The following is a 24,276-nucleotide window of genomic DNA, read 5'->3' on the forward strand; positions in this document are numbered from 1 at the left end:
CTTCTACCTTATCCCGCAACCGCTTCTAACAAACCTTTCTCTTCTAATTGACCTTGCATTGCTAAAGCCAAAACTGCCATACGCACTGCAATACCGTTCGTTACCTGATTTAAAATCACAGACTGTGGGCCATCAGCAATACTTGAGTCAATTTCAACACCGCGGTTCATTGGCCCAGGATGCATCACGATACAATCTGGTTTTGCCATCGCAAGACGTTCTTTGTTCAAGCCATACATTTTGTAAAATTCAGCTTGTGAAGAAAGTGCTGGTGAATCAATACGTTCATTTTGAATGCGTAAAGTAATAATCACGTCACAATCTTTAATGCCATCTTCCATATTATTAAATAGACGAATACCTTCGCCATATTCATCAAATCCATAAGGAAGAAGTGTATTTGGTGCAATCACACGAATATCTTTACAACCTAAGGTTTGCAGTGCAGCAACATCTGAACGCGCAACACGCGAGTGTTTAATATCACCAATAATGGCAATGCTAATATCTTCAAAATTCTTTTTAGTTTCACGGCGAATCGTCAGCATATCCAACATGGCTTGGGTTGGATGTGCATGTCGACCATCACCTGCATTAATAATGGCAATGTTTGGACAAACGTCTTTTGCAATAAAGTGAGCAGCACCTGAAGAGGAATGACGAACTACGAAAATATCCGTCGCCATTGCTTCTAAATTCCACAGCGTATCACGCAGTGTTTCGCCTTTTGATGTACTTGAACGTGCAATATCAATGTTGAGTACATTGGCAGATAAGCGCTTTGCAGCAGCTTCAAATGTGGTACGCGTACGTGTTGAATTTTCAAAAAACAGGTTCATTACCGTACGGCCTTCAAGAAGATTATTGGTAATAAGCTGATTTTGGTCATTAAAAAAGGACTGTGCAGTGTCCAATATTTTTGTGAGAGTTTCTTTAGAAAGACCTTCGATGGTAAGGAAATGTTTTAAGTGACCATCTTGGTTGAGTTGAATCTGGCTCGGTGTATGCAATGCCGCCAAGTGCATGAGAGATTCCTTATCGTTAAGTTAACGCATTATACAGAGAATCTAGCAAATTGGCAGTTGAAGTTTTCAGCAATCGCACCAAAGCTCAGCCGAAATAAAAAATAGAATTCTATATTCCTATGTATAAATTCAATTAGATAATTTAAACAAAATCATTATAATGAGTCCTTTGCTGTATTGTCTGATCGCGACTTAACGATCTAGCCCTCACTCTCTAAAGTAAGAGCTAAACGTATTAAAATTATACGCATCAGCGAGCAAAACAGCCTTTATATCTGCATCATGCTCTAGCGTAAAGCGCCAATATAATGGTGTGAAACTTGCGCCTTATAAATCTCATCCTCTGTTGCTTCGCAGTATGGATCTTCTTGATCCTCTTTCATTTCAGCCACAAGCGTATCAGCGACAGGCAATTCAACTTGTGTTTCATCTTCTACATCCAACTCCATCATCAACTGTAAACGAACACTTAAACGATCAAGTTCTGTATCATGTGCTTGTAAAGCCAACTTAATCACGTGATATGCATATTGTTTATTCTCGACCATATACATCACATCAATGACACGAACACCTAAACGGCGCATTCGTGCATATAAAAGTGTTGCAACTGAAAATATTTCTGAACTACTGGCTTGTTCGACATGTTGCATCATATTCCCCCTTTTAATAAATGATCTCAAAAGCGCAAAACTCTGAATATCTGAAGATACTCAGGCGCGAGCAGTAACTAAGCAAAACACATACCAATCACATAAATTCTCACTTGATTAATACCAATATCTAATTTCAGCGATTGTGCTAAAAGTTGAATATTTCTTAATGATCCTATGCAGATGAAGCGCCCAAATAGTCGAAAATACGTTAAAATAGTCGATTGCTTTTTTTGCTTTTGGAAATTTACATGAATTCGAAACCGCGTCTTTCTACATATTGGGTCACCTGTGCAGATGGACTTGAAACCTTACTCCGCGAGGAAATTGAAGGTTTAGGTGTTCAAAATATTGAACAATTCCCGGGTCGTTTGGTTTTCAAAGGCACACTTGAAGATGCTTACCGCATTTGTATGTGGTCACGTCTTGCATCACGTGTATTAACACCAATCCATACACATGAACTTGATTTCACTCACGATGCGCGTGATGTTGCCGAAGAGCTCTATGAGGGTGCAATTAACTTTGACTGGTCGCTTATTTTTGCACCACAAAGTACCTTTGCTGTACGCCTACATATTGAGCGTGATATTAAAGTTAACAGCCAATTTGCAACTTTACGTGTGAAAGATGGTGTTGTTGACTCATTCATGGAAGCGGTTGGCAAACGTCCAAGCATCGATATTAAGCAACCTGAAATCACACTTTATGTATTGGCGGGCAAAAAAGAACACACCTACTGCCTAGACTTATCAGGTGACTCATTACATAAACGCGGTTACCGTCGTTATATGACGGATGCGCCAATCAAAGAAAACTTAGCAGCCGCTATTCTGCAAAAAGCAAAACTAAAAGAACGTAATCCTGAAATTATCCTAGATCCAATGTGTGGTTCTGGTACGTTTATTATTGAATCACTGATGATTTTGACTGATCGTGCGCCTGGTTTAGTGCGTCGTTTTGGTTTTAATGGTTGGAACGGTCATGACCATGAACTTTGGATGAGCATTAAAGCGGAAGCTGCTGAGCGTCATGCTCAAGCTTTAGCACAACCATTACCTCAGTTTTATGCTTATGATGCAGATTGGGAAGCCGTAAAAGCCACCAAACAAAACATTATTGCTGCTGGTTTTGAATCTGTACTCGATCAAATCAAAATTGAAGAACGTACTTTGGCTGACTGGCCAGACTTCCAAGCTGTTGGTAAGCGTTCATTCGTCGTAACCAACCCGCCATACGGCGAACGTTTAGGTGACAAAGCATCTAACCGTGCATTGTATTTGGGCCTTTCTGCACTCTTGCAAAAGAATTTCCCAAATCAATATGCAGCAGTTATTGCAGCTGCCGTTGAACAGGCCGATGTTCTGGCTTTTGATGAGCCACAAATTTTGCGCTTAATGAATGGTAAATTACCTATTTATATCCGCTTTGGTGTAATCAAACCTACTGCAGTTGCACAGCCTTTCTTGGCAACTTGGCAACCGCAACAGTTTGAAGCCATTGAAGGTGCGCAAGATTTTACCAACCGCTTGCAAAAGAACATGCAGAACCTGAAAAAATGGGCTGTGAAAGAAAATGTCTTCTGCTTACGCCTTTATGATGCTGACTTACCAGACTTTAATGTCGCTGTCGATTTATACGGTGATCGCCTGCATGTACAAGAATATGCGCCACCAAAAACAATCGACCCTGAAAAAGCAAAAAAACGCTTTAACTTGGCATTGGCATCTATTCGTGCTGTTACAGGTTTACCACGCGATGCGATCTTTATTAAGACCCGTGCACGCCAAGAAGGTAAAACTCAGTATACAAAACAAAGTACTGCATCGAAACGTTTTATCGTTCAAGAAGGTAAAGCTAAAATTTTAGTTAACCTCACCGACTATTTAGATACAGGTTTGTTCCTTGATCACCGTCAAATGCGTTTACGTATTGCTGCAGAAGCACGCGGTAAGCATTTCTTAAACTTGTATAGCTACACATCTACAGCGAGTTTACATGCTGCCTTAGGTGGTGCTGCCAGCACAACAAGTGTCGATCTTTCAAATACCTACCTAAACTGGTCTAAAGAAAACTTCGTGCTCAATGGTTTAACTGTTGACCATGCAGATGAACAACATCAATTCTTTGCTAGCGATTGTTTTGAATGGTTAAAAGAAGGTCATGAACAATATGACTTGATCTTTATTGATCCACCAACATTCTCAAACTCAAAGAAATTCTACGGTACCTTTGACGTACAACGTGACCACATTTCATTGATTAAACGTGCCATGAACCGCTTAACCACTGAAGGTACTTTATACTTCTCAAATAACTACCGTGGTTTTGAGATGAACGAAGAAATCGAAGCGATGTTTGATGTGAAAGAAATCAGCAACGAAACTATTGGTCTTGACTTCAAACGTAATACCAAAATTCACCGCGCATGGAAAATCACTCATCCGCCAGTGTAATTTAGATCGTCTTTAGATCTAAAAAAGAGGCCTATAAAGGCCTCTTTTTTTATGGAATGGAATGCAATTGCTTAAAACGATTTGCAAATACCATTCAAAATATGAGTGAACACATCTTTTAAAAGGCTTTTTACATCATTCTTTAAAACCTAATTAAAACAGCGCAGATGCTTGAAGCTCTTGCCCAACAATATGTTTCTGATATACCGATGGCGTCATAAATGTCACATGCACTTGAAAACCGCCCATGTGATATTGCACCATGTGGACATAATCTTGCTTACGCTTGAACGTTGCATACATGTCCCCCACGTGTGGAAGTTCGCCTTTGAGTTTTTCAAACTTGAGCCGCTTCAAGGTCTGAGTTTGCGCATAAAACGTATCTTTATATTGGTCTTCAAATGCACTATTTAGACTAAAGCGTACTGCACTTAATACATGTTGTTGATCAAAAAAGAAATGTACTTGCTTTAAGCGCTCAAATTCTATGGCTGGGCCATTGATCAAAATTTGCTTCGGGTTAATAGCACTGGCAATCACAGTTCCCTCAAAACTATTGGCTTGCACATTTTTTAACTCAGTTAATTGCTGACTGACCTCTGCATAACGACTCTGACCGAGTACAAAGCCAAATATTGTATTTTGCTTAGAGTCTGCGTTTATAAATTGGGATAATTCAGAGATTGGTAAAGCCTTATGCGCTGCTTGATCACTCTCAATAGACTGAACCTTATTCGATGCTGGACTCTCTGAAACTGTTTGTTGATCAAGCTTTGCCTGCTTTAATTTGGACTGCGTAGCTTGAGTCACTAATTGTGTCGTTTCTGGCTCTGCATCCTCTACATCTGTCGTGTGATTTTTTGGCTTAGAAAAAGCTTGCCATACTGCTTGCAACATAAAGTCCTGTACACCATTAAACGCACCTTGACGATATAAACCACTAATCACAAAAGATAAAACGAGTGCCATCACCAAAGGCAAAATCACTTGAGTAACAAACACGGGCTTTGTTGCTTCAATTTCTTGAGTGAGGTCGTGTGTTGCAGTGACATAGGTCAAAGTGTTAAGTGGATCTTCCTGTACAGGGTGTTTAAACGGTTGGTAACGAATCTCTTGCGGTGCTTGATGTTTCCACTCATGTGGTGTCACATTTAAACGCTCAATCAGCGCCAACACTTCAACTTCAGTCAATGCGATTTGCGGAGAATGAATATGAGAGAACAACTCGCTAGCATGCGGAATGTCCGATACATGCAACCACTTCTGTACCGAATTAGAAAGCGCGAGATTAACCTCTATAAGTTCGGTAAAAAAAATCGCGCCAGAAATAAAGCCTAAATTATCTTGGCTAAAAAACTGCTGTGCATTTAACCACTCCATGACCACGTATTTATTTTTTCGGATTTGCACAAAAGGATTGAGTTGATTCCCTCCTTTTACTTCTATCATTTCATCACTGGGTGTAAGCATTGTCCAAGGGCCATTTTCTTTGCCACCCAACTTGCCTGTGTAATTTTTGAAATCGGCAACCACAATCGCATGTTCAGTAAAACAAACCATGTCAATTTCTTGACCATCCCAAATGGCATTATAAATGATATATATCCATTTATTTTCGGTCGCCCAATCGAGTTGTAATTGATTCAAAAATGAATCTAACATTCGCAGCTCTTGCGTATGCGAACTGAAATCTCCAAAGTAGCAATGTATACTCATGATGTGATTCCCTGTTTTGTGTAAAACAAGGTATTGCCACAATTTCGACAATTAAACATCAAGTATGATCCGTCGTTATAAATACTTTCTGTTTGAATCGATCGGCTCTTACAACGATTGCAACAAATATTTCCACCTTTACCATTATGCGAGTCTGGGAATTTTTGGCAGTACCAATCAAAGTTTTGAAGCTTAAGATAATGTTGTTGTACTTTTTGATCATAGTTTTGTTTTAACTGCGAATAGTAAAAATTTAAAATGAAATAAATAACAATAAACCCAAAGATTAGTCCAAAAGTATCCAATGCAGGAGACATTGCATCCAATACCTTTCCTGTACCCCAAGTCAGCAAAAGGCTATACAACACCATAATTAATACAACTTTCATTCTAATTACACTTTTTTAATCCCTGTTTTTAATTCTATTTTCTTATTAATTATATGTAAATAAATCAAAAACATTGATCCAGCATAAATACAAAAACCACCTAACGGTAGTTTTTGCTCAAACTGAATTTTACATAAGTTCGTTTAAATACGGCCTACATCAAAATATGTGATTCGACTACGATCTAATTTGTCATAGGGTTTCGCTTTAAAGCTATGTAAATAATGCTTAGCTTTTAAAATATGTGATGTGGTATTTTTCATCCATGCAATACGCGGGTCATTTTGTGCCAAAGTAATACAATAGGTTTCTTTACCACGGCGTTTAGTCTGCTCTTTGGCATGAAATACTAAGCTTGCAAACACGTCCGTATGCTCTGGATGGCATAAAGGACTGTGCAACATTAAATAGTCAAAGGTGCCGTTAATTTTAGGCAAAGAAAGCACGCCACGAAATTTTGCATAGGCATTATAAAAAGGCTTCATCATTTTAAGCGGGCGTGAATAATCTAACACACGAGTTTGCTTAAAACTTTTCTGATCCCACAAACCATAAATACCTACCAATTTATTGTTTTGATCACGCATCAAATAAAAATCATCTAATTGCATACCTTTCCAATAAGGATGATGGCCTTCGGCCAAAGCATTAAAATCATAATTTGGAAGAAAATTAAAATGCTCTTTCATTTCAATCATAAATGCATTTGCATGATCAATTTGGTCACGGGTTAATACACGAAATTGAAACTGGTGATATTGCTCTGGTTTTTGTGCCTGTGACACCGTAAAGGTCCGAATATCATCATAATAATAGGGTAAAGGAAAACCTTTACGTTCGTTATGCAAAATACCCGATGCCAATTTATTGTCTTCTAAAACCACACTTTGGAAAATCGTATCTAATGGGATTTCATCATAGACATAATCCATCAATAAACGCATGACCTTCGCCCCTCGATACTCTTGGTGCATACGCAGGTCTGCCACATAGCGCATTAAATCAGGTTGGCCATTGATATAACAGTAACGCCAACCTAAGTTCATCATCCCAATCACCAAATCAGGATCATCAACAGGAACCACAAGTTTAATATCAGGTCGATTGTACTGCGCCTGACTTGCATTGATATAGCTTGGTGCCCGTTCATAAGACAATGTAATCCCATTGCTAGGAACTGTTTCAGCAATCAAACGCATCAACTGTTGATCATCTGCTGGTGTTGCAGAGCGAACCATGAAGTTAGGTTCATTGTTCGAGCGGTAAAATAAGCGTTCTTCTACTGGATCTTCTAATACATCTATACTCATCGGTATTCTCAAATTATTTTTGTTTTCATTTTCTTTAACGGCTCAGGCTTAATATTGCCTTCAATCATGCCATTTTTCATGGCTAGGGTTTTGTAATAATCCCAAGCATCTGCTACATGTTTAATTTCAGGCTCATCTAATTGGCCCAAATCACGCGCCAATTCATAATGAAAATTTTGTTTTAACAGCTGGTCTAGCGCCTGCACACTCGGCACTTTAGCCTGATCACCCTCACTGAGCATGACGTAGTGCGGTTTTTTTTGTGTACAGTTTTCAATACCTAAAATACTAATTGGCAAATAGTCATCTTGTTTAAATTCGGCCAGTACTTTGATTGCAGCACTATGATCAAGCTTTTCACCAACCAAATCGACGGTCATTTTGCGCCCTAAAAAACGGAAGCATGGTACATCATGATAAAAGTCGATCACCTCTAATTCATCGTCAATCACATAGCGGGTCAGGCCAGAACCCGTCGTAATCACTGGACTTACAATATCGCCTTTTTTTAAGCGCCATGCAGGAATGGCTTGCACCGTATCTTGTAATAAAAACTCATAAAAATGCGACTGATAACTGAGTGGAAATTTGTCTGCAAATGGAATTGTCACCACGCCTTCAGTTGCCCATAGGCCTTTGCCTTCAAAAGCAACATCTGCAATGCGTTGTTGCAGTTGTAATGCCCATTGCTGTGCACTCGCAGTATCCCAGCTAGAAATCAAACTAAGCTTTGACCATAACTTTTTCCAGCACTTGGGGTTGGAAAAATCCATCAAGTTGAGCTTATAACTTTGCTCACATGATTTTGGTGCCTGTAAAAAATTTAAACCTTTGCGTTGCCATTGTCCACTTCGAAGCACAGCAGATATTTCCTCTTGGTGCTCCTGTACCATATCAAGTAATTGCAAGGCAAAGGTTGGACTCCATACCGAAATCATGCCCAAGTTTTTATCAGCAACCAAATAGGTCACCGTTGCAAACATGGCATCATCTGCTGTTTCCGCCATCGCAATTTCTACAGGCACAGCTTGAGTTACTTTACTTAAAAAACGCTTTGTCACATTTAGCAATGCACTATCATCATTTAAGTTACTGTTTTCGAGTAACTGGCGCTGACTTTCTGGCAACCAAGACACCGACCAATAATGTGTCGAATTTTTGAGTTGTGGATGTTGTCGATATAAACTAGTGAGCCATAGACCTATGGCTTCATCGAGTTCATTTAAAAAATTTTGCGTATAAGGAATGAACTTGAGTGCCTCGCTAGAACCACTTGTAGGCTGAAAACGAATCACCTTACTGGCTGCCAAATGGTTTTTTCCACTTTGGCGCGACTGTTCAATTTTATCTTTCCAATCTGTATATCGCGTTAATGGAAACTTTTTCGCAAAATCTTCATAACTTAAATTTTGCGAATAATTTTCTTTTAGAAACTGTTTGAGCTTTTTGCGCTGTACTTTTTCTAATTGATCAGCCTGTAAGCGGTAACGTAAATACGCTTTACGACAGGCAAGCTCCAAAACCCGATGCGAGGCCGCAAGTATCATTCCCATAACTTATGCCACCTTCGAATCTGAACTCATGGTTTCAACTCGTAGCATTCGCTTAGGTATAAATTTACTGTCATGCTTACTCGCGCTCACTGTTTTGGTCATAAATCGACTGACGTAGCGATACAAGTCACTCCAGCGTAACTCCCCAACACATGGTAATTCCGTACCTTGAACCCATGTTGGATTTTTCTCTTCAAAGAAAGCAATTTTTGTGTTGTTTTGACGCATCTCATTGGAAATTGGTGCGACATCGGCTTTTAGGGGTTGGTAATCTTCACCAAAATTCAGTAGCCCTGTTTCACCATTATAGTATTCTGCAAAATATTCTTTGCAATAAGACTCTACAAAATCTTTAAGATGACTATTTTTAGCACCATAGTGTGGATAGTAGCTGTAATAGTTATTGGCCAACAGCAGATAGGTTTTAAAGCCTTTGGAAATGAGAATCCAGTACACAGGTACCAATGGATAACGTAATTTAAAGCTCACAATATAGCGATACATTGCACGTGTCAGCGCACGATTGCCCCAATACTCTTTTTCAATAATGGTATCACCACTAAAAAAGGCATGTCGCGCTTTACCATTCACAACAAAATCACGCTCGGTTACTGTAGAAAAGCCCACAATTTGCTTATTAACAGGCTCAATAATTAAAAATACACCAGTTTTTTCGAGAAAGTCCTTTTCAAAAATTTCGTAGCGTGTATTGGCATAATATTTTTTATATATGCCATACATTCGTTTGAGCTCTTTCACTGTAATTGAATCTGAATTGCGGTATTCACTATATGGCTCGCGTTTCAGCTGACGCCAGAGTTTAAATTCCATCATTTTTCAACTTCCTTTTTATCTGCTATCCAGCAGGTTTTATTTTTTGTTTTTTATCTTTGGCTCATGTGGTCTCGACGACCGCGAATCATATTAGAGCGTTCAAATATTGAAATGCAATCTGCTTTACGTATTTCAACAATAAATGCGATGAATGTAAAAAAACCAACCTAGTTAAAATAGATTGGTTTCATGATTATTATTAAAAGTGTGATTTATTTAACTTAATTTCATTTTTGAAAATTGAAGTTCACCATCTATACCTTGGATCAAAATCGTATCACCAGGAACAAATTCACCCGATAATATTTTTTGCGCCAAGCTATTTTCCACTTGTTGTTGAATCGCACGTTTCAATGGTCGAGCACCATATAATGGATCAAAACCTGCCTCAATCAATTGATCAAATGCGCTGTCATCTACGGATAAACTCATATCTTTATCACTTAATCGAGCACGTAAACGATTCAATTGAATGTCGGCAATACCACGTATTTGTGCTTTTTTCAGTGAGTGGAACACCACCAACTCATCAATACGGTTAATAAACTCCGGACGGAAATGTTCACTCACTGCAGCCATCACCACAGCTCTGACTTCGTCATCGCTTGCATTGTCGCCCAGTTCTCGTACATCACTTGAACCTAGGTTCGAAGTCATGACAATCACCGTATTTTTAAAGTCGATTAAGCGCCCTTGTGAGTCAGTCAAACGACCATCATCCAAGACTTGCAATAAGATGTTAAATACATCTGGATGCGCTTTTTCAACTTCATCAAACAACACAATACTATATGGTTTACGGCGCACAGCTTCAGTCAACACACCGCCTTCTTCATAACCAACATAGCCCGGAGGTGCACCAACGAGACGACTCACCGAATGTTTTTCCATAAATTCTGACATATCAATTCGAATAATCGAATCGTCACTATCGAATAGGAAATTACCCAAAGCTTTGGTTAATTCAGTTTTACCTACACCCGTTGGCCCAAGGAATAAAAATGAACCGCTTGGACGGTTTGGATCGGATAAACCTGCACGTGAACGTCGTACTGCATTAGACACAGCAACCACAGCTTCGTCCTGACCTACCACACGGTTATGCAAGAATGTTTCCATTTGGAGTAACTTCTCACGTTCACCTTGAAGCATTTTTGCCACGGGTATACCTGTAGCAGCACTAACGACTTCTGCAATTTCATTTTCAGTCACTTTGGTACGAATGAGTTTAGGTTCCTCATTCACTTCTGCGACTTCCTCTTCATTCAGGCGTTTTTGTAGCTCTGGAATCACACCATATTGCAAACGACTTGCTTCGGCTAAATCACCTTCACGTTGTGCTTTTTCAAATGCTGTACGGGCTTTATCTAACTCAATTTGAGCTTGATTGGTCCCATCAACTAAGCGTTTTTCAGCAATCCAAACCTCTTCTAAATCGCTATATTCTTTTTGAACTTCAGCAATTTGCTTTTCAAGGTGTTCAACTTCTACTTTAGATACAGAGTCTGCATCTTTTTTCACCGCCTCAAGTTGCATTTTTAACTGAATTAAACGACGGTCTAAACGGTCCAATGGCTCAGGTTTTGAGTCAATTTCCATTTTAATCCGCGATGCCGCTTCATCAATCAAATCAATAGCTTTGTCTGGCAATTGACGATCTGTAATATAACGGTGTGACATTTTTGCCGCAGCGATAATTGCTGAGTCTAGAATTTGCACACCATGATGCGTCGCGTATTTATCTTTCAAACCACGTAAAATGGCAATCGTATCTTCTACGCTTGGCTCATCGACCAACACCTTTTGGAAACGACGTTCTAAAGCTGCATCTTTTTCGATAAATTGACGGTATTCATCTAAGGTAGTTGCACCGACACAACGGAGCTCACCGCGCGCAAGAGCAGGTTTAAGCATGTTGCCTGCATCCATTGCGCCATCGCCCTTGCCTGCGCCTACCAGCGTGTGTAATTCGTCGATGAACAAAATGATTTCACCATCGTATTTAGCTAAGTCTTTCAAAACGGCTTTAAGACGTTCTTCAAACTCACCACGGTATTTTGCACCTGCTAACAACGCACCAAGGTCAAGAGATAATACACGCTTACCTTTGAGGCTTTCAGGCACTTCACCATTCACAATGCGTTGCGCTAACCCCTCAACAATTGCGGTTTTACCCACACCTGGCTCACCAATCAGCACAGGGTTATTTTTGCTACGACGTGATAACACCTGAATGGTACGGCGAATTTCTTCGTCACGCCCGATAACTGGATCGAGTTTCCCTTCTAATGCGCGTGCATTTAAGTCTAGGGTATATTTATTGAGTGAATCACGTTGATCTTCGTGGTTATTACTCATCACTGCTTCGCCACCTCGAATGTGTTCGATTGATGTACGTAACTTGTCTGCTGTTACGCCCACACTATTTAAAATACTTTTTGTTTTACCTGTTTCTACTAAGGCCAATAGCACCCAATCCGTAGAAAGAAACTCATCACCCGCTTTTTGGGCAAAACTATCCGCGAGGTTGAGTGCCTTTACTGCATCTGGGTTTAGATTAATATCCCCTGTTGGATTTGCCAGCGTAGCTGCATCTTTCATCGCTTGCTGTAGCTTGGCTTTAAGCTCAATTAAATTCGCACCTGCTTGCTGAAGTAGGCTTTGATTTGACGGCTCTTCAAGTAGTACCGATAAAATATGAATGCCTTCAATTGCCGTATGATCTTTGCCCGCAGCCAATGATTGTGCATCAGATAATGCTTGCTGTAGGCGGTTTGTGAATTTTTCAAAACGCATTCTTGTTATTCCTCACAACAAATTTTTAACTTGATACATATATGGGTGTGAAATTGGGTATTTCAAGATTATTTTTATTATATTTTTTAAAAACTTAATTTATATTTTAGATATAACTCAATATTAATATTGGTACAATTGATCATAATTTCAAGCAGTGGATTTAAAAAAATCTTAGCTCAGCCCTAAACCTTAGATTGGCACATCAAAATCTGTATCGCACTGTATAAAAGACGAGATCGTATTCGCTTAATATGCGCTTATATCCGCTAGACGACATTGGCATTTCAGTACAATCTTATGGCATTTTTTTATTGCACTGTAATGAACATGGCACTCACTTATGCTTCATTGATAAAAATGAAAATCAAAATTTAAAATGCCTTCTCAATTGGAAGGCATTTTAGCGGTAGACATCTACCTATAATTAAGGTGCTGGGTTTGGCTGTTGGCGATGAATTGCTTCAATCCCTTGTAATTGCTCTGCTGACAGATCTATGGTGAAGGCATCAATATTTTCTTTGAGTTGATCTAAATTGGTTGCGCCAATAATGGTACTGCTGACAAAGAACTGCTGTTTAATAAAAGCCAATGCCAATTGAGTCAGGCTGAGACCATGTTGTTCAGCAAGTTGCGCATACTGCTCGGTCGCCCATTCACTCTCTGGGTTGCTATAACGACTAAAGCGTGAGTACAAAGTCACACGTGCATTGGCTGGACGCGCGCCATGGCGGAATTTACCCGTTAAATAACCAAATGCCAAGGGTGAATAAGCCAATAAGCCTACGCCCTCATACTTAGCAATTTCAGACATACCAATTTCATAACTACGATTAAGCAAGCTATATGGATTTTGTACACTGACTATTTTTTCAAGGCCAAGCTTTTCTGCCAGATGTAAAAACTTTAAAGTGCCCCACGGCGTTTCATTAGATAAGCCTATATGACGGATACGGCCTTTTTTAACTTCGTCACTCAATGCAACTAGGGTTTCTTCAAGTGCTGTGACTTCTCGTGGATCATTGGCTTCTGCATTGCCATAACCCAATGTGCCAAAGAAATTGGCTGGGCGCTGTGGCCAGTGCAATTGGTATAAATCGATATAGTCTGTTTGTAAGCGTTTTAAAGAACCATCAAGCGCAGATTCAATTTCACTGGCAATAAAGCGGGTTTGACCATTTCGAATTTGACTACCGCCCTGTGAAGGTCCTGCAATTTTGCTGGCTAAAATAATTTTGTCTCGGCCACCATGCTGTGCCAACCAATTGCCTATGACTTGTTCGGTTGAACCTTGCGTTTCAGGCTTGGGTGGTACTGGATACATTTCAGCCGTATCCCAAAAATTTATGCCATGCGCTAAGGCATAGTCTAATTGTGCAAAACCTTCGGCTTGAGTGTTTTGTTCGCCAAAGGTCATTGTGCCTAAACAAATTTCAGGAACCAGAATGCCAGATTGGCCCAGTGCTTTATATTGCATATTGTTTACTTCCATGTTCGTACTCAATTCAATGAGCCTGAACTTTAAATAAGGTCTTGTTCAATCCAATTTAAGACTACTCTAATTATGCCTTTGGCAAAAATCATATTTTTATCCAAGTTTTGCAGAAATCTACACATGTGATGTCGTTGACTTTTTCAACATTTAAAAATGCCAGATATAAAAAAAGCAAATCCGAAGATTTGCTTTTTTAGTAATTCAGAAGAACTTATTCTTCGTCATCAAATTCTTCAGATGTGAAGTCATTATTTTGTTCTAATGAAGCATCAAAAATAAGAATTGCTTTACCATCTGTTTCGATCATGCCTTGTTCTTCAAGCGTTTTTAGAACACGGCCAACCATTTCACGCGAACAACCCACAATACGGCCAATTTCTTGACGTGTAATACGGATTTGACGGCCATTTGGAAGAATCATCGCTTCTGGCTGCGAAGATAGATCGATCAAACAGCGCGCGATACGGCCTGACACGTCAATAAATGCTAAGTCAGTCACTTTACGTGTCGTATTTTTCAAACGACGGACCAACTGTGCAAATACAGCATAGCTCAAGTCTGGATATTGCTTGCTGAGTTCGTGGAAGTTTTCATAAGTCACTTCGGCAATTTCACACACATCGCGCGTACGGACTTCCGCAGTACGTTGTGCATTCGTTTCGAATAGACCCATTTCCCCAAAAAAGTCACCCGCATTTAAATATGCTACGACAATTTCACGCTCATCGTCTTCACGAAGAATGATGGATACAGACCCCTTCAGAATTAAATACAAAGATTTAGATTCTGACCCTGCATCAACGATCGTTGTACGTTTTGGGTAACGGTTGATATATGCACGTTTTAATAATGCTTTCACTGAGTCTGGTAGTTGGCCAGGTGACAGTGCATCTGTGCTAAGTTGTGAAAAGTTTGAAGTCATGCTAACAGTTCCGAATATGGATAATTTATAGATCGCACAAGACCTAAAATGAACGTGTCACACGCAAGAGATGAAATTCCTTATCAGCTCAATTTATGTTAGTGTACAGGTACTTCGTAAATTTATAGCTTTTTTTAGGGACTTGCAATGCAAACAAGTGTTCATTGGCTAGAGAATGTTGCATTTGAGGCAAAAACTCAGAGCGGTCATAGCATAATCATGGATGGTTCGGCAGAATACGGCGGTGAAAATCGCGGTCCGCGTCCAATGGAATTGATTTTGAATGGCCTTGGTGGTTGCGCTTCTTTTGATATTGTGACCATTTTAAAGAAAGCACGCCAAGATATTACAGCTGTTCGTTGTGACTTAAGCGCTGAACGTGCAGACACAATTCCTGCTGTATTTACCAAAATTCATTTGCACTTTGTAGTTACAGGTAAAGGTGTAAAAGAAAAGCAAGTGGCGAAAGCGGTTGAGCTTTCTGCTGAAAAATATTGTTCTGCGAGCAAAATGCTCATGGACGGTGGCGTAGAAATTACCCATGATTTTGAAATTTTAGAAGCTGAAGCGGTTTAAAACTTAAACCCAAAGCTTGCATAAATTGGCCCTAATTCGTGTTAGGGCTTTTTTATGTTTGAGAATTTACTAATTTGTGAAGAATTTGATTGGGAGTTGTGGGCAGTACCTTTGTGATATTTCTAAGCTGCCGATAACCGCTTTAGAAATTCTCGAAGTGCTTGAACTGGGCCCTGCTTTGGTAATTGCTCCTTTACGAATTACGGCGAGCACTTGGCCTGATGAAGCAAAGAAATAGTAGCACTTAGAAAAGTGCAAGCTTAAGGTCATTGCAATTATTGGAACGCCTAAAGAACGTGAAAAAGCACTTCGCCAGAAAGCCCAAGTGTACACAATCAATTATGAAAACTTGCCATGGCTCGTTGAATGCCTTGGCAGCAATTGGAAATTCAGCAAAGTGGTTTCTGATGAAAATACAAAGCTAAAAGGCTTCCGTGTACTAGTGTGGCGCTAGACGGAAACATTAAAAAGGGCTTAATGCCCTTTTTATTTATCTAGGAGTTTAATGATTAATCTTTGCAAATCACTATTAGTAAAAACTTTAAGCTTTAAATTTTCTTCATAAATATCATTATTTGATAACTGCTTTTGAATTTCTGTAAAGCACTCATAATCCTTATTTTTTTCAAGCTTAGGGTGCAACTTTCGTGTATTTGTCATCAGCATTTTTTTTGCGTTAGTTGGCAAACAATTTATTGTAAAATCGTTAGGTTGATACTTGGAAAGTAATTGTTCATAAAAATCAAGTTCAGAAGTTAAGATATCTATAGCCCCTTGATATTCTATTTGTAGCTGGACCAGTTCTTTAATATCGATTTTATTAGGTTCTGAATTAACGAATAATAAATGCAATCTATTGAATACTCCTTCTGCATTAATAAACAAATCATGAATCTTGTTTTTTGTTCGTTCGAAAAGTTCAACTTTGTATTGGTGGCGCCAATCGCTATAGAGATAAGCCGCTACTAATGCGGCAACCAAAGTAGCTGAAGCAGAAAGATAATCCCCATCCACAGAAAAGAATTTTTTTATCAAAATTGAAATTGCTAAACAGACTAAAAAAATCCCTGTCACAATCAAAATAGCAATATGTATTTTCTTCATTATTAAAAAAGCCCCATTCAATGGGAACTATTATTCAACATTTTGGCTATCATAGATAGCCGTCGGGTTGTAATACGTATTCACCAATATATCTATGGTTTTATGCCCAGTGACCTTTACCAGTATTTCCACGGGAACCATTGATCATAATTTCAATATAAAACGTTGCATCGCGTTTGCGAGGCTTTGGTAATTTCATGACGTAAATTCTAAAAATTCTTGACGTAAATCTAACCACATAATCGGCATAAATAGTGATTTTGCAGTAAGTGCGGTTAAGCTATAATTTTTTTGTGGGCATAAAAAAAGGGCTTTAAGCTATTGTTTTAGCTTAAAACCCTTATAACATATAGTTTGAATCTTGGTAGGTATATCCAGACTCGAACTGGAGACCTCTACGATGTCAAAGACAAGCTTATTTAATTAATAACAGTCACTTAACAAAAAAATGACGCAAATTTGTCGTTCAACATACAAAATATTAAACCGTTTATCTAAAACCAAAACACTGCGCGACTGATTCTGACTTCCTATTGATTTTACTTGATTTAATAGATTTGAATTTAATTTAAGCAATAATTAGAATCTTGATAACTGTTACAACTATCAAAATCCTATGTCTGAAATCATAACACACGGTGGCTTTAGAATTGGCGCTGGTCGTAAAAAACTGGAAGCAACTAAGGTTATTCGCGTACCTGCATCTCGCATTTTGGAAATAAAAGACTACCTCAATAAGCCTAAAAAAGAAGTAGAAATTTCAGATGTTCGCCAAATCGATCCTATTACACACCTCGAGATTCCTCTCGCAGTTGAGCGTGTACAAGCTGGCTTTCCATCACCAGCTCAAGATTATATTGATCAAAAAGTCGATCTTAACGAACACTTAATTCGTAATGCCAACGCAACATTCATGGTCCGTGTAAATTCTCTCTCCATGCTTAATATTGGCCTAGATATTAATGATGAGCTGATCGTCGATCGTAGTCTTGAACCGAAACATCGAGATATTGTGATTGCATGCATTGATAACGACTTCACTGTAAAACGCTTAATGATTGAAGGAAATGAGCGTTGGTTGAAAGCAGAAAGTCCTGACTTCCCAGATATTCACTTCAATGAAGGGCAGACTCTAGAGATTTGGGGTGTTGTTACTCGAGTAATCAAGAGCTTTAGATGAGTTCACAAGATCGAATTATCGCGCTCATTGACATCAATAACTGCTATGTCAGCTGTGAGCGTTTATTTCAGCCTAAACTAAGAAATCGCCCTGTCATCGTACTTAGTAACAATGATGGCTGTGCTGTTGCACGTTCCCAAGAAGCTAAAGACCTTGGCATAAAAATGGGCGTTCCTTTATTTAAGATCAAAGATATTGTTGAACAGCATAATGTCCAGGTGCTTTCTAGCAATTACGCTGTGTATGCTGAAATGAGCCGGAGATTCGTAAACACAATTAAATGCTTCGTCAGCGAAAAGGATGTTGAGCAATATTCAATTGATGAGACATTTGCTGATCTCACATCTTATTCAAATCAAAATGTAAATCAGATTGCTCAAAATATTAAAGATGCTTTATGGAAATGGCTTGCCCTGCCAGTTTGCATAGGAATTGGACGATCCAAAACTGAAGCTAAAATGGCGAACCATGTAGCTAAGAAAAACAAGCACTTTAACGGCATTTGCAATTTTGTAGAGATGGATCCATGCATTAAAGAGTATGTGCTTAATGATATTGAAGTGTCTGAAGTATGGGGTGTTGGTCGTAAGCACACAAAAAAATTGGAATCGATGGGTATTAAATCTGTTCTAGATTTAGCACTCTCGAACCCTCAACATATTGAGCAACAATTTTCTGTTGTCATGAAAAGAACGGTTCTAGAACTGACTGGTACCGCATGTATTGAACTAGAGCAAACACCACCAAGCAAAAAGCAAATCATCAGCTCAAAATCGTTTGGCCAACGCGTGACTGACTTGGATTCTTTAAAAGAAGCAATGAGTGCTTATTTGCAATCTGCAGTTAAAAGACTGCGTGAAGATGGAAGCCTCTGCGGATGTGTTATTGCATTTGCACAATCAAATCCATTCGATAAGGATCGCCCTTTTTATAATAAGTCTGTAAACATAGGTTTGGCTGAACCGACTGACTCAGCCGCAGTAATGATTAAAGCAATAATGAAGCAAATGAATGAGATTTATAAGGAAGGAATTGAATTTAAGAAATGTGGTGTGATATTGACAGGCATTGAGTCTAAAGCAACTTATATTCACGACTTGTTGGCAGATACTGATGCTATTGAAGTCGATGAAAAGTTACAGTCCGCTTTAGATTATGTGAAAGAGAAATTCGGTGATAAGTTCCTTGCTATTGGACCATGTAAACTACCAAATCGAGGTTGGTCGATGAGTCGTAATCGTTTGACTCAAAACTATTTTTCTGTAGATGGGATGTTAAAGGTTGGTGAATAAACCTGTGTAGGGTTTGAAAGTTTTCAAATGCTGTTTAACAATAATTTTTTTTCGTATTTCTTGAGTTGAAAATGACCGCAATATTTATCAAATCCACCCGAACCCTTGTTGCTTTGCATGAATCAGATGGTAAGCCTGGCGAGTTTATTGATCTATATAAAACTGATGGTGAGTTTATTGAGCGTTGCACGATCATTGTTTGCTAAACAAAAAAAGCCCTCACTTGAGGGCTTTTTGTTGCGTCTCTTTCCACAGCTCCACAATACTTTCATGTTTCAAATAGCATTCAACAAGCTTACGCCGATCATCGACCATTAATGTCAGTACTTCGTCACCACGGCCAGTTTTCAAGTCTTGAGATTCAGCGCATGATGAAGCAAGATTTGCTGGCAAATCAGGGAGGCTTTGCGTTACCACTATCGTTTTTGGCTTTATTAGCGAGTTGCACCCCGTTAGCGTTAAAGCAATTGTTGCGATAACTAGGGTCAGCAATGACCGTTTGCAATTCACGATTAATTTGCTCTGTGAACTTGCTGTATTCGATGCGCATTGTTTCAAAGTTGATTCCTGCTGCATTAACTGCATTTTGAACATCTCCCAAGGCCTTGATCTGCTCTGCTTGAATTTTTGCTAGATCATTTATGTGTTGCTGTTTTTCTTCGCTGAGTTTGACTTGATAGCCCGCTTCTGCACCTTCAAATTTTGTTTTGTAGTGATCTGCCTGCCAGGTCTTAAAGCCTGCAAACAAAACTACGGCCAATAAAAAAGCCGTCTGTGTGATAATGACGGCTTCATAAAATTTGGCTAAAAATGTTTGGATTGTTGTTTTAATCACTGACCACCCCACTTCTTATACGCATTGGCCAACTTCACGTCATAACTATTCTTTGCATAAGCACTACCGTTATATCCATGAGCAAAGGCTTTCCAGTCTTTATTTTTTAATGAATTGACCAGGCTATTCACCTTGATGTATCGGCACATAGCATCTAATTGTGAGGCTTCATCTTTATACATGGCATTAATGAATGCCTGCAAAGATTCATAACCTAATGACTTCCAATGGTAGCCCATCACTTGCCCAATACCCCAGCTAGCAGACTCTAAAGCTGATGCACGATGATACTGAGCAGCAGCATTCAAACGACCATGTTGTGCTGAATATAAGCCATAACCACCATCAGTTTTGCTGCATAGATCTGGTCGCTTAATCATCATTTGATCAGCAATTTTAGATTGGCCATTAGCTATTAAACGTTGTCGCATCACATGGCGTTCAAACAAAATGACTGGTGTATTGTTGGCATTAAAACCAGAGCTCTTGCATTCCACTTCGATCACAGCCTTAAGCGCTGTAGCTTCAACTCCAAGTGCTTTAGCTTGCGATAGAATTTGCGAATCCGTTAATTTTTTACTCATTTCACTTTCCTTTAGACATAAAAAAACCGCCCTAAGGCGGTATAAATTACAATTTAGTATTCAGCTTTAGTCAGCATTAAGCCATAGACCAAAGCTCATAATATTCTTGGATATCTGGGTTCAAAAATTCATCATTTTCTGAGTCATAGTTAAATGGTTTGTTCTGCAAAAGTTCAGTGCAATTCAGTGATGTTAGATATTTTTTTAAGAACTTCTTAAAAGATTGAATCTTCTCTGGAAAAACACTTTCTTCATCCCACAAAATTGTATGCATGGAAAAGACTCACAATTTAATCTAATTGTGCGGATTATAGTGACAACAAAACAACCATACAAGAAATAAATGTGACTTACTTATCAATAATTAACAATTATTTCTTAAGATCATCCTTTGCTTCTTTCAAATATTTCACAACTTCAACTATCGTTTTGCCTTCTTGTTTGTTAATAAAATTAAAAGTCCACCGTACAACTGCCCAACCAGGTAAACCACATACGAAAAAGAAACCGCCTAAGGCAATCATTCCCCAGATATCAGTTACCCACTCATGTAGGCCCCATTTCACGATGATGAAAGCACCTCCAGTAAGGCTGGATACAACGGTACAAATCAAACCCACGGCCCACTCTTGTGGTGAGCGTGGCAAGCGCATCATGATGACAACCGTTGCAACCAAGCAGATGGCTAAAGTCACCGCGACTGCAACACCGTAAAATTTTAAAAAAGCTGCGAAACCGCTTGTGGACACTGGTTCCATTTATTTTCCCCCTAAATTTTTGGCAATAAAAAAGCACCTTCGGGTGCTTAGAACTTTTGAAACTCTGAGTCTGGCGTAAAACCAGTTTCACTGTATCGAGCTGCATTTGTGATGCGTAAAGCGTGCATCCATCCCAACAATGGACCATTGAAAACCAGCGCAGCGCCGATTGTGATGCGATCTGCTGATATATTGATAGCATCAGTAGTTTGAGCAATTTTGATGCCGTCTACATAATAAGCAGTGATGCCATCTTTTCTCATGAGAGTGTGGTTTCTTAGCACAGAATCAAAGTAGATATTGCTGTAAGTTGCTTTTACAGAGTTATTTAAAAGCAATTCACCGCCAAAGCCAGAACCAGCTGGTAATATAGCTGTCCTATTTGCATCTTCAGTGCCAATTTCCCACAATCGAGCACCACCAGTCTGTGCTGCTGGATATGCTGCAATAATTTCAATTGTGTAATCGCCTGTACTTAGCGCACTAATTGCAGAAATAAGGCTTCCGTTTGTTGTGTTACCTGAGACATAGCTTGAACCGTTGAATTTTATGCATTTTTTCCCATCATGCATTTCTAACCACATCGACCCACGTTTTGTGATCGTGCGAGCATTATTTGAGTGATCAATATATGAATTCGCTTCAGTATCGGCAACAATCAGTAAATCAACATCATTAAAATAAGCATCGCCTGTGGACACGGTTATTTCATCACTAATTTTCTCAACGCCATTTTTCACAGATCCAACTGCAACATAATATGTTTTACCAGTATCTATTGCCGTATCTGTATATGTCCGCACATCACTAGCCAATATTGCCTTGGGAAGTGGCGGATTAAGTGGATCAATAGCTATTTCAGAGCAGTAATAACGCTGCTCATCGACAAAGCCGTCCAGTTTCCAATTTAGCTCTAAACGATTAATCATTTTTAAACTCAACTGTTAAGTCATAGGGTGCACTGAAGAATTGAGACAATTCAACTGTATAATCAAAAGCTTGATAACTTTCAAAACCATCTCGCAATGAGCTCAAAATAATTTGTATTGTGCGCGTGTTTACGTGCATCGCAGACGTAGCAAAAGTGAATGTATTCACAGCTCCAATGCTAAGATTTTGTGTCCGCAGGACACTTGCATTCTCATCACGCTCAATCAGAACAAGTTGATAGAGTGTGCCTGTCTCAGCTGTAAGCCCGCCATCGAAATAACTTAGCGGATCACCGCCAGTTTGCTGCAAGCGGTTGCGGTCAGCCCACGTCAGAATCAAATCAGTTTCAATTTCTGCAGGATAATATTCACCGTTGATTTTGACGTGGGCTGGTGGATATGGACGGATAGCACGCGCAGAACACGTGACCTCATGTGCCGTTGCTTCAGCAATACTTAACTGATCAGCATTTGTCTGCGTTAAAGCTTTGAGTGATACAGCTTCACCACTTAAATAATCTGTGCTATCTAAGCCTGAATAATTATCCCAAACAAACAGCATCGCTCCTGCTAAATGCTGAGTTGGTACTGTATCGAATACACCGCGCTTCACTGTCAGTGTTTTTGCTTCAGTATCAAAACTGACAACGCTCATGAGTTCAGATCCAATCTGAAATCGATTGCTCGCTTTGACTAAATTAAACTCACGAACATTGTTAAGTTGAAGAAAAGAATCTGAATAAGAAATTGCAGTTTTCAGTTCAGCACATGGACAGAAATCAAGAATTGAAACTTCGTCATAGCCGGCACCTGCATCACTAAATAATGCAGCATTGATATGCGAGTTGTTTGGCCGAATTGCAGCCATACCGACGTAACTTAGATCAGGATTATTTTCGAGCTTAACGTCGATTTCATCTTGACCATATTGTTCCACAAGTTCGATATAAGGCACTTCAAATGCGATTGCGGTGGCATCTTTAGCACCATAAATTGTCTTGATTGGCGGTACATACTCAACAACAGCTTGCATCGGACTGCTAAATGAATCTTCAACAGCATCTATTGAAACAGTGTTGTTAATGCCGTCACCAAAGCGCATTTCTTTGACTCGAAAAATTGCGCCACTTAGACCATAACTGATATCTGATAACTTAAATGGCTTGCCAAGATGCCAGTTTTGAACCTGACTTTCTGTGACATCAAAAGACACGCTGGCTAGATTTGCAGATAAGGTCTGCAGTTCACGATAAGCAATACGGCTTGCAAGCTCACTATTTGTAAACCCTTTGTAGTCAACACTCTTGGACACAACACCGCCTTGCTGGGCAATGCGGGCAATGTCTTGAACTGTCACAGTTGAATCTTTTGAGCGCTCACAATCCCAGTACGTCAGCGTGACTGAGTTGATGCATTCAGCCAGCGTCCGGCGTTCAAATTCCAAATTCTGCACATGGCTTTCATTTAAATGATCTAAGTCATCAACATTGTAGTCAGCACGAATTAAATACAGCTTCCACTTTGCATCTGACTTATCAAAATACAGCTCAGCATTAATGTGGGTTTTGATAATTTCGATAAATTCTTCAATCGAAGTTGAGTCATCCCATTTAATCGACATGCCCATTTTTTCTGTATAAAGCGTATCCGCTGATTTTCTGAATGACATATCATCAATGTCAGCTTCTAAAACACCAATACCCCAGAGCGGATTTGTAAGACACTCGCGGATGATGTGAGCTGGATTTATATCAGCCTCTTTCGCTTTAATGCCTTCACTGTCATACCGTACATACAAATAAATACCCGCAGCCGAACCACCAGGGACCGCATCGACTGCTGCGCAAAACAGAATATTTTCTCCATCTT

23 protein-coding genes and 2 pseudogenes are annotated in these 24,276 nt (G+C 39.3%); 6 read left to right on the forward strand and 19 right to left on the reverse strand.

Annotated elements, in window-relative coordinates; genetic code table 11:
• Window positions 1–8: 8 nt before the first annotated feature.
• Together HYG93_RS11800 and HYG93_RS11805 are read right to left on the reverse strand one after the other, a co-directional pair.
• The gene (locus HYG93_RS11800) at window positions 9–1,025 is read right to left on the reverse strand and encodes an aspartate carbamoyltransferase catalytic subunit (protein WP_106986061.1); all 1,017 of its coding nucleotides are present in this window, start codon (window positions 1,023–1,025) and stop codon (window positions 9–11) included.
• A 287-nt stretch (window positions 1,026–1,312) separates the two neighbouring features.
• Window positions 1,313–1,681, reverse strand: coding sequence for a hypothetical protein (locus HYG93_RS11805; protein ID WP_106986062.1), 369 nt, complete (start codon window positions 1,679–1,681; stop codon window positions 1,313–1,315).
• Between the two features lie 248 nt (window positions 1,682–1,929).
• Here HYG93_RS11805 and rlmKL point away from each other — a divergent pair, with 248 nt between their 5' ends.
• Window positions 1,930–4,134 carry a bifunctional 23S rRNA (guanine(2069)-N(7))-methyltransferase RlmK/23S rRNA (guanine(2445)-N(2))-methyltransferase RlmL gene (gene rlmKL / locus HYG93_RS11810; RefSeq protein WP_106986063.1) on the forward strand — a complete coding sequence of 735 codons (2,205 nt, stop codon included), beginning with the start codon at window positions 1,930–1,932 and terminating at the stop codon, window positions 4,132–4,134.
• 153 nt (window positions 4,135–4,287) lie between these two features.
• Here rlmKL and HYG93_RS11815 read toward each other — a convergent pair whose 3' ends face one another.
• The 8 genes from HYG93_RS11815 to crp form a co-directional block, all read right to left on the reverse strand.
• Window positions 4,288–5,796, reverse strand: coding sequence for a nuclease-related domain-containing protein (locus HYG93_RS11815; protein WP_171406345.1), 1,509 nt, complete (start codon window positions 5,794–5,796; stop codon window positions 4,288–4,290).
• 50 nt (window positions 5,797–5,846) lie between these two features.
• Entirely contained in the window at window positions 5,847–6,239 is a 393-nt protein-coding gene (locus tag HYG93_RS11820) for a hypothetical protein (protein WP_106986066.1), read from the reverse strand.
• A 143-nt stretch (window positions 6,240–6,382) separates the two neighbouring features.
• Entirely contained in the window at window positions 6,383–7,549 is a 1,167-nt protein-coding gene (locus tag HYG93_RS11825) for an N-acetyltransferase (protein ID WP_106986731.1), read from the reverse strand.
• Window positions 7,550–7,557: 8 nt separating this feature from the next.
• Window positions 7,558–9,102 (reverse strand): GH3 auxin-responsive promoter family protein, encoded by a 1,545-nt coding sequence (locus HYG93_RS11830; protein WP_178962498.1) that lies wholly within the window; start codon window positions 9,100–9,102, stop codon window positions 7,558–7,560.
• 3 nt (window positions 9,103–9,105) lie between these two features.
• Window positions 9,106–9,936 carry a hypothetical protein gene (locus HYG93_RS11835; RefSeq protein ID WP_106986729.1) on the reverse strand — a complete coding sequence of 277 codons (831 nt, stop codon included), beginning with the start codon at window positions 9,934–9,936 and terminating at the stop codon, window positions 9,106–9,108.
• Window positions 9,937–10,152: 216 nt separating this feature from the next.
• Window positions 10,153–12,732 carry an ATP-dependent chaperone ClpB gene (gene clpB / locus HYG93_RS11840; protein WP_106986728.1) on the reverse strand — a complete coding sequence of 860 codons (2,580 nt, stop codon included), beginning with the start codon at window positions 12,730–12,732 and terminating at the stop codon, window positions 10,153–10,155.
• 427 nt (window positions 12,733–13,159) lie between these two features.
• On the reverse strand, window positions 13,160–14,209 hold the full coding sequence (locus HYG93_RS11845) for an NADP(H)-dependent aldo-keto reductase (protein ID WP_117007029.1): 1,050 nt from the start codon (window positions 14,207–14,209) through the stop codon (window positions 13,160–13,162).
• A gap of 229 nt (window positions 14,210–14,438) precedes the next feature.
• Window positions 14,439–15,149 (reverse strand): cAMP-activated global transcriptional regulator CRP, encoded by a 711-nt coding sequence (gene crp / locus HYG93_RS11850; protein ID WP_106986727.1) that lies wholly within the window; start codon window positions 15,147–15,149, stop codon window positions 14,439–14,441.
• A 147-nt stretch (window positions 15,150–15,296) separates the two neighbouring features.
• Between crp and HYG93_RS11855 the strand changes: the two genes are divergently transcribed.
• A complete protein-coding gene (locus tag HYG93_RS11855; protein WP_106986726.1) occupies window positions 15,297–15,725 on the forward strand; it encodes an OsmC family protein in 429 nt (142 codons plus the stop codon).
• A gap of 133 nt (window positions 15,726–15,858) precedes the next feature.
• Window positions 15,859–16,164: pseudogene (locus HYG93_RS19430) on the forward strand (ATP-dependent helicase); the annotation flags it as partial.
• 47 nt (window positions 16,165–16,211) lie between these two features.
• Here HYG93_RS19430 and HYG93_RS11860 read toward each other — a convergent pair.
• Together HYG93_RS11860 and HYG93_RS19680 are read right to left on the reverse strand one after the other, a co-directional pair.
• The gene (locus tag HYG93_RS11860; RefSeq protein WP_120366473.1) at window positions 16,212–16,829 is read right to left on the reverse strand and encodes a hypothetical protein; all 618 of its coding nucleotides are present in this window, start codon (window positions 16,827–16,829) and stop codon (window positions 16,212–16,214) included.
• Between the two features lie 17 nt (window positions 16,830–16,846).
• Window positions 16,847–16,967 (reverse strand): annotated as a pseudogene (locus tag HYG93_RS19680) (site-specific integrase); the annotation flags it as partial.
• Window positions 16,968–17,445: 478 nt separating this feature from the next.
• On the opposite strand from HYG93_RS19680, the gene HYG93_RS11865 reads away from it, so the two are divergent.
• From HYG93_RS11865 to HYG93_RS19435, 3 genes are all read left to right on the forward strand, one after another.
• Window positions 17,446–18,009, forward strand: a complete 564-nt coding sequence (locus HYG93_RS11865) for a LexA family transcriptional regulator (protein WP_178962499.1) — start codon at window positions 17,446–17,448, stop codon at window positions 18,007–18,009.
• Entirely contained in the window at window positions 18,006–19,301 is a 1,296-nt protein-coding gene (locus tag HYG93_RS11870; RefSeq protein WP_178962500.1) for a Y-family DNA polymerase, read from the forward strand. The genes HYG93_RS11865 and HYG93_RS11870 overlap by 4 nt, the downstream gene beginning before the upstream one ends.
• A 71-nt stretch (window positions 19,302–19,372) precedes the next feature.
• Complete coding sequence (locus HYG93_RS19435; RefSeq protein WP_256733465.1) at window positions 19,373–19,507, forward strand: hypothetical protein; 135 nt, start codon at window positions 19,373–19,375, stop codon at window positions 19,505–19,507.
• Window positions 19,508–19,520: 13 nt separating this feature from the next.
• Here the strand turns inward: HYG93_RS19435 and HYG93_RS11875 are convergent, their stop codons facing one another.
• From HYG93_RS11875 to HYG93_RS11905, 7 genes are all read right to left on the reverse strand, one after another.
• Window positions 19,521–19,694, reverse strand: a complete 174-nt coding sequence (locus tag HYG93_RS11875) for a hypothetical protein (protein ID WP_178962501.1) — start codon at window positions 19,692–19,694, stop codon at window positions 19,521–19,523.
• Window position 19,695: 1 nt separating this feature from the next.
• Entirely contained in the window at window positions 19,696–20,136 is a 441-nt protein-coding gene (locus HYG93_RS11880) for a hypothetical protein (RefSeq protein ID WP_178962502.1), read from the reverse strand.
• Window positions 20,133–20,720, reverse strand: a complete 588-nt coding sequence (locus HYG93_RS11885) for an N-acetylmuramidase family protein (protein WP_178962503.1) — start codon at window positions 20,718–20,720, stop codon at window positions 20,133–20,135. The genes HYG93_RS11880 and HYG93_RS11885 overlap by 4 nt, the downstream gene beginning before the upstream one ends.
• A 76-nt stretch (window positions 20,721–20,796) precedes the next feature.
• Complete coding sequence (locus tag HYG93_RS11890) at window positions 20,797–20,994, reverse strand: hypothetical protein (protein WP_121523713.1); 198 nt, start codon at window positions 20,992–20,994, stop codon at window positions 20,797–20,799.
• A 97-nt stretch (window positions 20,995–21,091) separates the two neighbouring features.
• Window positions 21,092–21,478, reverse strand: coding sequence for a hypothetical protein (locus HYG93_RS11895; RefSeq protein WP_178962504.1), 387 nt, complete (start codon window positions 21,476–21,478; stop codon window positions 21,092–21,094).
• A 47-nt stretch (window positions 21,479–21,525) separates the two neighbouring features.
• Window positions 21,526–22,407, reverse strand: a complete 882-nt coding sequence (locus HYG93_RS11900) for a hypothetical protein (RefSeq protein WP_178962505.1) — start codon at window positions 22,405–22,407, stop codon at window positions 21,526–21,528.
• Window positions 22,400–24,276 (reverse strand): phage tail protein (locus HYG93_RS11905; RefSeq protein ID WP_178962506.1); only part of this gene is annotated, 1,877 nt, incomplete at its 5' end. The genes HYG93_RS11905 and HYG93_RS11900, both read right to left, overlap by 8 nt.

It is taken from the genome of Acinetobacter sp. SwsAc6 (assembly GCF_013391565.1).
Lineage (GTDB): Bacteria > Pseudomonadota > Gammaproteobacteria > Pseudomonadales > Moraxellaceae > Acinetobacter > Acinetobacter cumulans.